Genomic DNA, 13,546 nt, shown 5'->3' with positions numbered 1-13,546 from the left:
TGTCATCTGAACCCTGATTTCTGATGGTCATAATGCAGTAGCGCCACCTGATTCCATGCCGAACTCAGAAGTGAAATGCTGTGATGCCGATGGTAGTGTTGGGTTTCCCAATGTGAGAGTAGGTCACTATCAGGTTTTATTTGCTTAGTTCACTTGCTTAAGTGAATTAACCAAATAAAGAATTTTTGGCAGCCATAGTGCAGTAGCTCCACCTGATCCCATGCCGAACTCAGAAGTGAAATGCTGTTACGCCGATGGTAGTGTTGGGTTTCCCAATGTGAGAGTAGGTCACTGCCAACACCTAATTTGTGGAGTGGTAGTTCAGCTGGTTAGAATACCTGCCTGTCACGCAGGGGGTCGCGGGTTCGAGTCCCGTCCATTCCGCCAACTTATTTTGCTGATTTAATCAGCTCTCTATTTACAGGGGCGTAGTTCAATTGGTAGAGCGTCGGTCTCCAAAACCGAATGCTGGGAGTTCGAGCCTCTCCGCCCCTGCCATTTTATCTCTTTATTATTAATCTGTTAATTTTTCATTCAGTAAATTTATACTTCAAGTATCGTAAATTTGATATGCTTTGCAAATTTCAGATCATTGTGGGTTATTTACTTTAGTGCGGTGAAAAATTCATAATATTTTTAGCTTAATTACTTTAACTAAATTAATGAGTTAATTTTTACCTTTGATCTGAGTCAAACTTTCGTCATATTTTTAACTTGAATTTCATGATTATTCTATATATAGTGTTTTCATTTTTAATAAACACAATATATGGGGTTGTTATGGTTTCTTTTTCTGTTACCAAGCGAGATGGTTCACTTGCTAGTTTTGAAATTCAACGGATTATTAATGCCATCAAAAAAGCATCTAAAGCCGTCAATATTTATGATGAACGTTATTATCACAAAATCGGTCAACAAGTTTGTGATGAAATCTTTTCCACTTATCAAACAGAAATAGACATTAGCCATATTCAAAATATCGTAGAAAATAAATTAATGGCGAGTGAATATCCACAGGTAGCAAGAGCTTATATTGAATATCGCCACGATCGAGATTCTGCTCGTGAAAAACATAGCACCTTAACCCGAGAAATCGAAGGGTTGATTGAACAAACGAATATGGCGGTTTTAAATGAAAATGCCAATAAAGATGCCAAAGTTATCCCAACACAGCGAGACTTATTAGCCGGTATTGTCGCTAAACATTATGCTAAACAATATTTGTTACCAAAAGATGTGGTTGATGCTCACGAGAAAGGTGAAATTCATTACCATGATTTAGACTATTCCCCATTTTTTCCTATGTTTAACTGTATGTTAGTTGATCTCAATGGCATGCTGACTCAAGGTTTTAAAATGGGTAACGCAGAAATTGAACCACCTAGATCTATTGGTACGGCAACGGCCGTAACCGCACAAATTATTGCTCAAGTAGCTAGCCATATTTATGGTGGGACAACCATTAATCGAATTGATGAAGTGTTAGCACCTTATGTACAAATTAGTTATGAGAAATTACTTAAGATCGCCGAACAGTGGCAAATCCCTGATCCACAAGGTTATGCTAATACGCTTATTGAAAAAGAATGTTTTGATGCGTTTCAATCTTTAGAATATGAAGTGAATACGTTACATACTGCAAATGGTCAAACCCCCTTTGTGACTTTTGGTTTTGGTTTAGGCACAAGCTGGCAGTCTCGTTTAATCCAAAAATCTATTTTACAAAATCGTATTCGTGGCTTGGGTAAGAATCATAAAACCCCCGTTTTCCCTAAATTAGTCTTCACGATCAAAAAAGGTGTGAATCATTCTATTCAGGATCCTAATTATGATATTAAACAATTAGCCTTAGAATGTGCTTCTAAGCGGATGTATCCTGATATTTTAAATTATGAGCAAGTAGTAAACGTCACAGGATCATTTAAAGCCCCAATGGGTTGTCGTAGTTTTTTAGGTAAATATCTAGAGCATGGACAAGAAATTCATGATGGGCGTAATAATCTTGGCGTGGTGAGTTTAAATTTACCGCGTATTGCTTTAGAAGCGCGAGGTTCCGAATCGCGTTTTTATCAAATTTTAGATCAACGCTTAGCAGTTGCTAAAAAAGCCTTATTAACTCGTATTGCACGACTTGAGCAAACCAAAGCTCGAGTCGCACCAATTTTATATATGGAAGGGGCTTGTGGCGTACGATTAAAAGCAGATGATGGTGTGGCGGAGATTTTCAAAAATGGCAGAGCGTCTATTTCTCTTGGCTATATCGGTATCTATGAGACAGTGAATGCGTTATATCAAGCCGGACATATTTATGATAGCGAAATTTTACGAGAAAAAGGCATCAATATTGTGCAACATTTAAGCCATGCGGTGAAATGTTGGAGTGCGGAAACGGGTTACGCTTTTAGCCTTTATTCCACACCGAGTGAAAACCTTTGTGATCGTTTTTGTCGTTTGGATACCAAACAGTTTGGGATTATTGAAGGGGTGACGGATAAAGGTTATTACACCAATAGTTATCATCTCGATGTAGAGAAGAAAGTCAATCCATACGATAAGCTGGATTTTGAGATGCCATATCCACCGTTAGCCAGTGGTGGTTTTATTTGTTATGGGGAATATCCAAATATTCAGCATAATCTCAAAGCTTTGGAAGATGTGTGGGATTATAGTTATGACCGAGTGCCTTATTATGGTACAAACACACCGATTGACGAATGCTATCTTTGTGGTTTTACTGGTGAATTTGAGTGTACAAGTAAGGGTTTTACCTGTCCTAAATGTGGCAACCATGATAGTAATACGGTATCCGTCACTCGTCGTGTGTGCGGTTACTTAGGTAGCCCGGATGCTCGACCGTTTAACCCCGGTAAACAAGAAGAAGTGAAACGTCGGGTGAAACATTTATAATCTAAAGTGCGGTATTTTTGATAAAGATTTCCAAAAATCACCGCACTTTCTCTCTTTCTAATAAAATGAATTATTTACAATATTATCCTGTGGATATCGTCAATGGTGAAGGCACACGCTGTACGCTCTTTGTAAGCGGTTGTGAGCATGCTTGTAAAGGGTGTTATAATCAAAAAAGCTGGTCATTTAGTGCGGGTTTGCCTTTTGATAACGCCATGGAACAACAAATTATTCGAGATTTACAAGATACACGGATTAAGCGCCAAGGTTTAACTCTTTCTGGCGGCGATCCCTTACATCCACGCAATGTAGAATGTTTATTACCATTTGTTAAACGCGTAAAACAACAATGTCCAGACAAAGATATTTGGCTATGGACGGGCTATACGCTGGCAGAGCTTACAGATCAGCAGAGACAAATGTTACCTTATATTGATGTGCTAATTGATGGTAAATTTATTCAAGAGCAAGCTGATCCAAGTCTAGTCTGGCGTGGTTCGGCTAATCAGGTAATATATCGGTTGAAAGAAAGTGATTTTTGAAAATGAAAGTATGGCAAATTTGATCTGATTAGATGCCAAAAATCTACACCTTAATTAGTTATTAGTCTAACTTTTGGGGTGTAGATTAAGTGCGGTTAGTTTTTACAAACTTTTAGAACAATACTCTCGCTCTAATCGTCCCCTCAATGGCTTTGAGTTTGGTTAATAAACCATCGGTATTCTCCGTTTCTACATCAATCACTACATAACCGATTTGCGGATCAGTTTGTAGATATTGTGCAGCGATATTAATATTGCTTTCCACAAAAATTTGGTTAATTTTATTTAATATACCCGGTTTATTGTGATGAATATGTAATAAACGTTTTGTGCCAATATGCTCTGGTAAAGAAACTTCTGGGAAATTGACCGAAGAAAGGGTTGAACCATTATCGGAATATTTAACAAATTTATTTGCCACTTCGGTACCGATATTTTCTTGAGCTTCCGTAGTTGAACCACCGATATGTGGGGTTAAAATTACATTATCAAATTGACGTAATGGCGACTCAAACATTTCGTCCGCAGATGCGGGTTCCACAGGGAATACATCAATGGCAGCACCACGGATTTTTTTCTGTGCTAAGGCTTCAGCCAAAGCGTCAATATCCACCACAGTTCCACGAGCAGCATTAATAAAAATACAACCCGGTTTTAATTGTGCAATACGTTTTGCATTCATTAGGTTTTTCGTGGACGGTAATTCAGGTACGTGTAATGACACAATGTCGCTGGTACTTAATAATTCTTCTAATGATGAAAGTTGTTGAGCATTCCCTAAAGGTAATTTGGTTTCCACATCATAGAAGAACACATTCATCCCTAAGGATTCCGCAATAATACTTAATTGTGAACCAATATGACCATAACCCACAATACCTAAGCGTTTACCACGAACTTCTCGAGAACCCACCGCACTTTTATTCCATTCACCACGGTGAACTTGTGCATTAGCCGCCGGAATATTACGCATTAAGAGTAAAATCTCGCCTAAGACCAATTCTGCCACGGAACGCGTATTGGAGAATGGGGCATTAAACACTGGAATTCCACGTGCTTTCGCTGCATTTAAATCCACTTGATTGGTACCAATACAGAAACAGCCGACAGCAATCAGTTTTTTGGCTTCCGCAATCACATCAGCCGTTAAATGTGTTCTGGAACGTAATCCCACAAAATGAGCGTCTTTAATTGCCTCTTTTAGCTCTTCCGGTTCAAGGGCTTTTTTGTGGTATTCAATATTGGTGTAACCTGCTGCTTTTAAAATATCTAGGGCATTTTGATGTACCCCTTCTAACAGCAGAAACTTAATCTTTGATTTATCTAAAGACACTTTAGTTGTCATATTTGCATTTCCTTTAATTATGTGATGTATTTAAAAAAGTAAAGTGCGGTGTTTTATTTAATTATTTTTGCACCGTCTGGTGTACCAATAATAACAGTATTTGCCGCATTTAAAGCAAAAATCCCGTTAGTCACTACACCAGCCACATTGTTTAATTCTTTTTCCATTTCTACTGGATTCAGAATGTTGAAATTATGTACATCTAAAATCACATTGCCATTATCTGTGATCACATTTTCACGCCATTCTGGCGAGCCTCCTAAGGCGACCAATTTACGCGCTACTTGAGAACGTGCCATCGGAATCACTTCTACCGGTAAAGGAAAGGTTGAACCTAACACATCCACTTGTTTTGAACTGTCCACAATACAAATAAAATTCTTCGCCAATGATGCCACGATTTTTTCACGAGTTAACGCCGCCCCACCGCCTTTAATCATCATTTTTTGTGGATTGATTTCATCCGCACCGTCCACATAAATATCTAAGCTCGACACATCATTCGCACTGAATACTTCAATGCCTTGCTTACATAACAATTCTTCTGATGCTTTGGATGCCGCCACGGCACCTTTAATTTGATCTGCCATGCTGCCAAGTGCATCAATAAAACAATTCACCGTGGAACCGCTACCCACCCCCACGATCATATCAGGTTTCACAAATTGCAACGCCGCTTGCGCCGCCTGTTTTTTCATTTCGAGTTGATCCATTTTTAATCCTTAGTTTTTTGTAAAACGATTGTTACACTTTAATACTAAAAAGCGAGATAGACAAGCTAATCATACAGGAAATTATTGCATAGCCAGTGATAAAACCATTCATATTAATCAGGCAAAAATAATTCCAATAATTCATTTAAAAACAACTTGCCATGTTGGGTGATTTGCCAATGTTCGTGCGTTTCTTGTACATAACCTTGTTTAATTGCAAAATCTATCTGTTTTTGCACCGCACTTTGCACTAGCCCTGTAAATTGCTCAAATGCTATTTTAGGCACCGCCTCCAGCAAGCGAAAACGGTTCATAAAAAATTCAAAACTGCGCTCTATTTCTGGTACATTTTTTTCTTCATATAAATATTCACCACGCATATAGCCTTTGGGGTGTTTGGTTTTGCTATAACGCAAGATTTCACCTGTGGTAAAACTCATTTTGCCATGCGCGCCACAACCGATGGCTAAATAATCGCCGAAACGCCAGTAATTTAAATTATGTTGACATTGAAAATCAGGTTTGGCATACGCAGACGTTTCATATTGTTGATAACCTGCCTCGGTTAATAATTGATGCCCTTGTTCGAAAATATCCCAAAGTTCATCGTCATCGGGCAAACGCGGCGGGCGATAGGCGAACAGGGTATTGGGTTCAATGGTGAGCTGATACCAAGATAAATGTGGCGGATTTAAGACAATAGCTTGGCGTAAATCATCTAATGCTTGTGGCAACGTCTGATTCGGCAAACCGTGCATTAAGTCTAGATTAAAACTGTTCAGTCCGGAATCTTTAGCAAATTGCACCGCGGTTTTGGCTTCTTCAGCGTTGTGAATACGTCCTAACGCTTGTAATTGTTCATCATTAAAACTTTGGATTCCCATAGAAATACGTGTTATGCCCGCTTTGACATAGCCCTTAAAACGTTCTGCTTCGGCAGTGCCGGGGTTGGCTTCTAAGGTGATTTCAATGTTCGGCGAAAAAGGGATCTGTTGTTCAATACCCTGTAATAATTGATGAATACTTTCCGCACCAAATAAACTCGGCGTGCCACCACCGATAAAAATGGAATGTAAACAACGATCCTGTACGCTGTCTTTCAAGCGATCAAGATCTTGTTGTAAATCGGTTAACAGATGTTGTACATATTCCCTTTCTGGAATTTCACCCTTTTGAGCATGGGAATTAAAATCACAATAAGGGCATTTTTGTACACACCAAGGAATATGCACATATAAACTTAATGGCGGGAGGCAAAGTGTTGTCATTATTTTTGTAATTTTACTTTTAGTACGGCTAAGGCTTTAGCTCGATGGGAGATTTTTTTCTTCTCAGCGGGATCTAATTCCGCAAAAGTACAATTTTTTTCTGGGCTAAAAAATAAGCTGTCATAACCAAAACCGTTTGATCCTTTTTCCACAAAACCAATTTGCCCGAAACATTCTCCTTCCGCGATAATGGGGCTTGGATCGGTTTCGTGTTGTAATAACACAATGCAACTGACGAATTTTGCTTGACGTTGTTCTGCTGGTACATTCGTCAATTTTTGTAATAATTTCTGACGATTTAACGCTTCTGCATTTTCACCCTCAGCACCCGCATAACGGGCGGAATATAATCCGGGCTCGCCATTTAATGCGGCAACCACTAATCCGCTATCGTCAGCAATTGCTGGCAAACCTGAGCGTTTAGCCGCATAACGCGCTTTTAATAAGGCATTTTCCACAAACGTTAATCCTGTCTCTTCTGGGCTTTCAATGCCTAAATCCGTTTGAGCGATCACTTCAAAGCCCAAATCAGCTAATATATCAGACATCTCTCTCACTTTACCTTGATTACCTGTTGCCAGAACCACTTTATGTGTCATTTTTTCTCCGCTTTCTGTTGATTGGTATATTTTCTGCCTATTATAAAGATTTTTTCATCAAAGTGCGGTCATTTTTGTCTGAATTTTGCTATAGTAGTACTAATTTAGTTTCTCTGATTGAAAGCAAGGATTTTTTATGGAAAAAATCATCATTGATGAAGACCAGTTTATGCGAACTATTTCTCGCATTTCTCATGAAATTATTGAAAAACACGCAGATTTAGATGAGCTTATTATTGTTGGTATTAAACGTCGTGGTTCTGAAATTGCGGAATTGATTAAACGTAAAATTTATGATTTAACCCAACAGCAACTCCCTTCGTTTGATTTAGATATTACTTTTTATCGTGATGATTTAGAATATGCTGAACCAAGCCAAATACCCGTGTATAAAGGGTCTTCTGATTATATTAACATTCAAAATAAAACCGTTATTTTAGTGGATGATGTATTATTCACTGGGCGGACAATTCGGGCTGCGCTGGATGCTTTAGTCGATTTTGGGCGCGCATCTAAAGTTGAATTAGTCATTCTTGTGGATCGCGGACACCGTGAATTACCGATTCGAGCAGATTATGTCGGTAAGAATGTTCCCACCAGTAGAAATGAAAAAGTACAAGTACGAACCATGAAATTTGATCGTTGCTACAATGTGGCTTTGCTGTCACAATAGCGATAGTGGAACTTTTTACCTAGTCTGCAATCTAACAGGTTGTATTTAATTAACTTTTATTAACGGATAAATATGAAATTTCATTCTTTAAAATCAATTTTCTTCATTGCGATCAGTGCATTAGCTATATCAATTAATGTACAAGCCGTTGAACAAGTGGTGGCGACCGTGGACGGTACGCCCATTTTAGAAAGCCAACTAAAACAGGCATTAGGTGGTAAGGCGAATACGGAAAGTAACCGAACTAAAGCATTAGATAGTATTATTGATGATATGTTGGTGCAAAAAGCGATTAAAGAATCTGGCGTAAAAGTTAACCAAGCTCATGTGGATCAAATTGTACGTAATATTGCTGCTCAAAATGGTTTAACTTATGGTCAATTATTAGATGTCTTAGATTATCAAGGTATTTCATTACAACAATTCCGTAATAACATTGCCAATCAAATTTTGATGTCAGAAGTGCGTAATCGTAGTATTGGTAAATATATTGATATTAGCCGTGAACAGGTAGAAGCCTTGAGCCATCAAATGTGGGAACAAGCGAAAAATAGCGGTAATCAACAAGCCTTGACCGCTACTCATTATAAAGTGCGTCATATTTTATTAAAGTTAAACCCATTATTAAATGATGATCAAGCCAAAGCAGAATTAAGCAAAGTTCGAGCCGATATTACGTCGGGTAAAACCACTTTTGCAAAGGCGGCTAAAGATTATTCAAAAGACTATTTATCGGGTGCTAATGGCGGTGATTTAGGCTTTGCTCCAGCTGATAATTATGTGCCTGAATTCGCTAAACAAATCGTTAATGCTAAAAAAGGCACTATCACCGCACCGTTTAAAACGGAATTTGGTTGGCATATTTTAGAAGTAACTGATACTAAACAAGGTGAAGCTAGCGAAAACACGTTCCACCAAAAAGCATATGAAACTTTGGTGAATCAGCAATTACAAGAAGAATCTAAAGACTGGGTAAAAGCCTTGCGTAAAGGGGCGGATATTCGATATCTTGTTAAATAACTCATTTTCTCAGGTGGGCGATCGCCCACCTTTTTATTTTTATCTTACATAATACAGACAGCATGAATTCAAAACGACATTTAGGACATACTGCACGAAAACGTTTCGGGCAAAACTTTTTACATGATGACAATGTCATTCAAGGCATTGTATCCGCTATTTATCCGCAAAAAGAGCAATATTTAGTAGAAATTGGACCAGGCTTAGGGGCATTAACCGAACCTGTCGGTGAACAAGTGGAACAGTTAACCGTGATCGAATTAGACCGCGATCTGGCAGAACGCTTACGTCATCATCCTTTTTTACATCAAAAGTTAAAGGTGATTGAAACCGATGCCATGCAATTTGATTTTGGCAAACTTTATAATGATGAAAACCTAGCGGAAAAAGGACAAAAATTGCGGGTATTTGGTAATTTACCCTACAATATTTCGACGCCATTAATGTTCCATTTATTCAAATTCCACGACAAAATCCAAGACATGCACTTTATGTTGCAAAAAGAAGTGGTCAAACGCCTGTGTGCTGCCCCGAATAGCAAGGCTTATGGACGGCTGACGATTATGGCACAATATTTTTGCCAAGTGATGCCGGTGTTAGAAGTCCCGCCAACGGCATTTAAGCCCGCACCGAAAGTAGATTCTGCAGTGGTTCGGTTAATTCCCCATCAGAATTTGCCACATCCAGTGAAAGATCTGTACTGGTTAAATCGTGTAACTAGTCAAGCCTTTAATCAACGCCGTAAGACCTTGCGTAATGCCTTATCAACGCTATTTTCTGCAGAAAATCTCACCGCACTGGGGGTGGATTTAAATGCTCGTGCAGAAAATTTGAGTATTGCGGATTATGCCAGATTAGCCAACTGGTTATATGATAATCCACTGGTAGAAAGTAAGACGGAAATTTCCGATCTTGATGATTAAAACAAGGAGCGTAGATGTCAACTTACCTTGTCGGCGACCTACACGGTTGCTATGATGAATTGCAACTTTTGTTGCAACAGGCTCAATTTGATGCCACACAAGATGAACTTTATTTCACCGGTGATCTGGTTGCGCGTGGCGATAACTCCCTAGAATGTTTACGTTTTGCTAAATCTTTAGGGCAACGTGGTCATACCGTGTTAGGTAATCACGATTTACATTTACTTTCCACCGCACTGGGCATTAAAAAAGTTAAAGCTCGAGACAAAGTGGATGCCATTTTTGCGGCACCTGATTTTTCTGAATTAATGGATTGGCTGCGCCAGCAGCCCTTATTTATTCACCATGAAAAACTGAATTTTACCCTCGTTCACGCAGGTATTTCGCCTGACTGGGATTTAAGCACCGCTCAACAATGTGCCAAAGAAGTGGAAGCAGTTTTACAATCCGACCATTACGCGGATTTACTCAAACAAATGTATGATGGCAATCCTGATCGTTGGTCGCCTGAATTAACAGGTATTGATCGGTTACGTTACATTATTAATGTATTTACTCGGATGCGTTTTTGCTATGCGGATCATCGGTTGGATTTCGATTGTAAAGTACCGTTAGATCAAGCACCTACTGAATTAATGGCGTGGTATCAATGCGATAATCCATTATTTCAAACTGAAAATATTATTTTTGGCCATTGGGCAAGCCTTGTGGATACACCGACACCGAGTAATATTTATGCTTTAGATACAGGCTGTGCATGGGGTAATCGAATGACATTGTTACGTTGGGAAGATAAACGGTATTTTGTACAGCCGAGTTTGAATGCCACAACTGACTAGAAATTAACGAAAGTGCGGTGAAAATTTTTATTTTTCACCGCACCTTTTTAATGAAAATGTCTTTCCACAATCACCCCAACCGAACTTGCTTGAGCGACCGCTTTTGGTTTATGCAATTCAATACGTAAAGCTTTAATACCATATTGTTGTTGCAATAAATCGGCGACTTTATAAGCCACGGTTTCCACTAATTTAAACGGCTGACTTTCTACAAAGTCTAAGACTTTCTGCGAAATTTCAGCATAGTTTAGACAATATTGCAGATTTTCCGTTTCTACCGCTTGACTAAAATCCCAATCCATTTCAATATTAAAAATCAGCTTTTGTTTAATCGTATGTTCCCACTCATAAGCCCCAATACTGGCAAAGGCGGTAAGTTCGTGGATAAACACTTTATCTGTCATACCAATGTCCTGATTAATTGATTAGACTAAATATAGCATATGTAGTCTAAGTTTACTTTAATTTTTCCACTACATCTGCAATATTTTCTGCTTGCGTAATCGCGGAGATCACCGCGACACCGTCAGCACCTAATTGCTTTAATTGAGAGGCATTATATTGATTCACTCCACCAATCACCACAAAAGGCTTGTTAAGTTGTTCATGTTTTAGACGAGAGAGAAACTCAATGCCTAAGGCTGGAGAATGATCGGATTTAGAAGGGGTTGGAAAAATTGGACCAACACCAATGTAATCAATATCAGCTTGTTGTTGAGCAGCCAAAATTTGAGCTAAATTATTGGTTGATAAACCGATAATTAGTTTGTGTTCCGTCTGCTTTAATACTTGTGAAATGGTCATATCACTTTGTCCAACATGAATGCCATCTGCACCAATTTCCATTGCTAATGCCACATCATCATTGATAATTAATGGCACATGATATTGATGACAAAGGGAAAGGCACTGCTTCGCTAGTTGTTTTTGCTGGTCAGGTTGATTTTCCAGAGAGTTTTTCCCTTTATCACGAAATTGAAAGCAAGTAATGCCAGCTTGCAACGCTTGTTGCAAAATATCAAGCAGATTTCGCGCAGGATCACCGCTTAAATGCTGGCAATCTTGTGTGCCAGCAATAAAATAAACGGATAGCATCTGTTGGATTTTTTGCTTATTTTTCATCTTGATACGCCCAATGGTTAGTCGGTCCGTGTCCGTGACCAAGATTTAACGGATTGCTAATCGCCGCCGTGATATAGGCTTTGGCCGTGCGAATGGCTTGTTCAACGCTATTACCTTTGGCAAGTTCGGCGGTGATGCAAGCGGAGAACGTGCAACCTGTGCCGTGGGTTTGGTTAGTTGGGAAACGTTCGGCTTGCAAGGTGAATTGTGCTGTTGGGGTGAAAACCCAGTCTAAACAGACCGCGCTTTGTGAATTGCCGCTATGTCCGCCTTTAATCACCACGGTTTCCACGCCCCATTGTTGCAATAAGCGAGCCGCTCGTTCCGCACTCGTATCATCTACTACCTTAATTCCCGTTAAGGCTTCCGCTTCAGGTAAATTCGGCGTAATCACCGTGGCTTTGGGTAAAATATACTGCTTCAACGCCACCACCGCATCTTGTTGCAACAAAGACGCTCCGCCTTTGGCGATCATTACAGGGTCTAACACGATTTGTGGAAACCGATATTGTTCCAAATTTTCTGCTACACATTGAATAATGTCTGAATTACCTAGCATGCCAATTTTTACCGCTTGAATATCAAAATCTTCTGCTATGGCTTTGATTTGGGCGGAAATAGTAGCAAGGGGAATGGGGGCAATATCAAATACGCCCAAGGTATTTTGAGCGGTCACCGCTGTAATCGCCACCGTGCCAAACACACCCCGCATTTGAAAGGTTTTTAAATCCGCTTGAATACCCGCTCCACCACCGCTATCGGAGCCTGCAATGGTTAAGGTTTGTGGAATATTAGACATACTCAATCCTCGCTAATTGGTTAATTTTTTCACTGGTTAAATCGGCTAATTGGTTGATAAATTGTACGGCAAAACTGCCTAATTGATTGTTTAATCCTTGAGCGGCGAGTTCACCTGCCACAGCAAAACCCGTGCCGGCTTCTAGGCAAGCATGAAATTCATCACCTTTTTCTGCCACGCCAAGAAATGCACCTACGGTAGCTCCAAGCAAACAACCAGATCCGGTAATTTTAGGTAAAAGCGTTGTGCCGTTATAGATTTTGGCGACCTGTTTGCCATCGCTGATATAATCAATTTCACCGCTAATAGCGACGCAACATTGATATTTTTGTGCAGTAATGCGTGCAATTTCAGCAATATCACCGTTACCACGACCTGCGTCAACGCCTTTTACTTGCCATGCTACACCTGCTAAAAATGCTACTTCGCTCACATTACCACGAATGGCAGAAATGTTGACTTTATCTAAAATTTTCTTTACTGTTGTGCGACGATAGGCTGTTGCTCCTGCACCAACAGGATCTAACACTACGGGTACACCGTGCTGATTGGCGGCTTGCCCTGCAATAATCATAGCGTCTACATCAAAATCATGAATGGTACCAATATTGAGTAAAAGTGCGTTGGAAAATTGTTGAATTTCTGCCGCTTCTTCCGACATAGTAGACATAAACGGGGAAGCACCGAGTGCCAGTAATCCATTGGCAGAAAAATTAGTCACTACAATATTGGTCATACAATGTACCAGCGGATTGCATTCACGGATAAGATCTAAATATCTGAATTGCATAGAATT

General features: G+C 39.5%; 14 protein-coding genes, 2 tRNA genes and 2 rRNA genes. 10 read left to right on the top strand and 8 right to left on the bottom strand.

Annotated features, from left to right (window positions below):
• Window positions 1-19 precede the first annotated feature (19 nt).
• From rrf (E0709_RS07290) to nrdG, 6 genes are all read left to right on the top strand, one after another.
• Window positions 20-135 (top strand): 5S ribosomal RNA (gene rrf / locus E0709_RS07290).
• Window positions 136-184: 49 nt separating this feature from the next.
• Window positions 185-300: ribosomal RNA gene (gene rrf / locus E0709_RS07285) — 5S ribosomal RNA — on the top strand.
• A 10-nt stretch (window positions 301-310) separates the two neighbouring features.
• Window positions 311-387, top strand: a tRNA-Asp gene (locus E0709_RS07280).
• A gap of 35 nt (window positions 388-422) precedes the next feature.
• Window positions 423-498, top strand: a tRNA-Trp gene (locus E0709_RS07275).
• A gap of 282 nt (window positions 499-780) precedes the next feature.
• A complete protein-coding gene (nrdD, locus tag E0709_RS07270) occupies window positions 781-2,907 on the top strand; it encodes an anaerobic ribonucleoside-triphosphate reductase (protein WP_132302203.1) in 2,127 nt (708 codons plus the stop codon).
• 65 nt (window positions 2,908-2,972) lie between these two features.
• A complete protein-coding gene (gene nrdG, locus E0709_RS07265; RefSeq protein ID WP_132302202.1) occupies window positions 2,973-3,449 on the top strand; it encodes an anaerobic ribonucleoside-triphosphate reductase-activating protein in 477 nt (158 codons plus the stop codon).
• A 112-nt stretch (window positions 3,450-3,561) separates the two neighbouring features.
• On the opposite strand, the gene serA is transcribed toward nrdG, so the two are convergent.
• From serA to rdgB, 4 genes are all read right to left on the bottom strand, one after another.
• Window positions 3,562-4,794 carry a phosphoglycerate dehydrogenase gene (gene serA, locus E0709_RS07260; RefSeq protein ID WP_132302201.1) on the bottom strand — a complete coding sequence of 411 codons (1,233 nt, stop codon included), beginning with the start codon at window positions 4,792-4,794 and terminating at the stop codon, window positions 3,562-3,564.
• 53 nt (window positions 4,795-4,847) lie between these two features.
• Complete coding sequence (gene rpiA, locus E0709_RS07255; RefSeq protein ID WP_132302200.1) at window positions 4,848-5,507, bottom strand: ribose-5-phosphate isomerase RpiA; 660 nt, start codon at window positions 5,505-5,507, stop codon at window positions 4,848-4,850.
• 113 nt (window positions 5,508-5,620) lie between these two features.
• The gene (hemW, locus tag E0709_RS07250; protein WP_132302199.1) at window positions 5,621-6,775 is read right to left on the bottom strand and encodes a radical SAM family heme chaperone HemW; all 1,155 of its coding nucleotides are present in this window, start codon (window positions 6,773-6,775) and stop codon (window positions 5,621-5,623) included.
• The gene (gene rdgB, locus E0709_RS07245; RefSeq protein ID WP_132302198.1) at window positions 6,775-7,374 is read right to left on the bottom strand and encodes an RdgB/HAM1 family non-canonical purine NTP pyrophosphatase; all 600 of its coding nucleotides are present in this window, start codon (window positions 7,372-7,374) and stop codon (window positions 6,775-6,777) included. Before rdgB ends, hemW begins: the two co-directional genes overlap by 1 nt.
• A gap of 136 nt (window positions 7,375-7,510) precedes the next feature.
• Between rdgB and pyrR the strand changes: the two genes are divergently transcribed.
• From pyrR to apaH, 4 genes are all read left to right on the top strand, one after another.
• Window positions 7,511-8,047 (top strand): bifunctional pyr operon transcriptional regulator/uracil phosphoribosyltransferase PyrR, encoded by a 537-nt coding sequence (pyrR, locus tag E0709_RS07240; RefSeq protein ID WP_132302197.1) that lies wholly within the window; start codon window positions 7,511-7,513, stop codon window positions 8,045-8,047.
• 72 nt (window positions 8,048-8,119) lie between these two features.
• On the top strand, window positions 8,120-9,067 hold the full coding sequence (locus tag E0709_RS07235; RefSeq protein ID WP_132302196.1) for a peptidylprolyl isomerase: 948 nt from the start codon (window positions 8,120-8,122) through the stop codon (window positions 9,065-9,067).
• Window positions 9,068-9,129: 62 nt separating this feature from the next.
• Entirely contained in the window at window positions 9,130-9,990 is an 861-nt protein-coding gene (gene rsmA / locus E0709_RS07230; protein ID WP_132302195.1) for a 16S rRNA (adenine(1518)-N(6)/adenine(1519)-N(6))-dimethyltransferase RsmA, read from the top strand.
• A 14-nt stretch (window positions 9,991-10,004) separates the two neighbouring features.
• Window positions 10,005-10,829: a bis(5'-nucleosyl)-tetraphosphatase (symmetrical) ApaH gene (apaH, locus tag E0709_RS07225; protein WP_132302194.1), complete on the top strand. Its 825-nt coding sequence runs from the start codon at window positions 10,005-10,007 to the stop codon at window positions 10,827-10,829.
• A gap of 47 nt (window positions 10,830-10,876) precedes the next feature.
• Here the strand turns inward: apaH and folB are convergent, their stop codons facing one another.
• From folB to thiM, 4 genes are read right to left on the bottom strand one after another with little or no spacing between them, the layout of a single operon-like run.
• On the bottom strand, window positions 10,877-11,233 hold the full coding sequence (gene folB, locus E0709_RS07220; RefSeq protein WP_132302193.1) for a dihydroneopterin aldolase: 357 nt from the start codon (window positions 11,231-11,233) through the stop codon (window positions 10,877-10,879).
• Window positions 11,234-11,285: 52 nt separating this feature from the next.
• The gene (gene thiE, locus E0709_RS07215; protein ID WP_132302192.1) at window positions 11,286-11,951 is read right to left on the bottom strand and encodes a thiamine phosphate synthase; all 666 of its coding nucleotides are present in this window, start codon (window positions 11,949-11,951) and stop codon (window positions 11,286-11,288) included.
• Complete coding sequence (gene thiD, locus E0709_RS07210) at window positions 11,941-12,750, bottom strand: bifunctional hydroxymethylpyrimidine kinase/phosphomethylpyrimidine kinase (protein WP_132302191.1); 810 nt, start codon at window positions 12,748-12,750, stop codon at window positions 11,941-11,943. Before thiD ends, thiE begins: the two co-directional genes overlap by 11 nt.
• Window positions 12,743-13,540 carry a hydroxyethylthiazole kinase gene (gene thiM, locus E0709_RS07205; RefSeq protein WP_132302190.1) on the bottom strand — a complete coding sequence of 266 codons (798 nt, stop codon included), beginning with the start codon at window positions 13,538-13,540 and terminating at the stop codon, window positions 12,743-12,745. Before thiM ends, thiD begins: the two co-directional genes overlap by 8 nt.
• Window positions 13,541-13,546: the final 6 nt, after the last annotated feature.

Origin of the sequence: Lonepinella koalarum (assembly GCF_004565475.1) — a bacterium.
Classification (GTDB): Bacteria; Pseudomonadota; Gammaproteobacteria; order Enterobacterales; family Pasteurellaceae; genus Lonepinella; species Lonepinella koalarum.
Note: the sequence above shows the minus strand (reverse complement) of the source record. Positions and strands in the feature narration are given on the sequence as shown.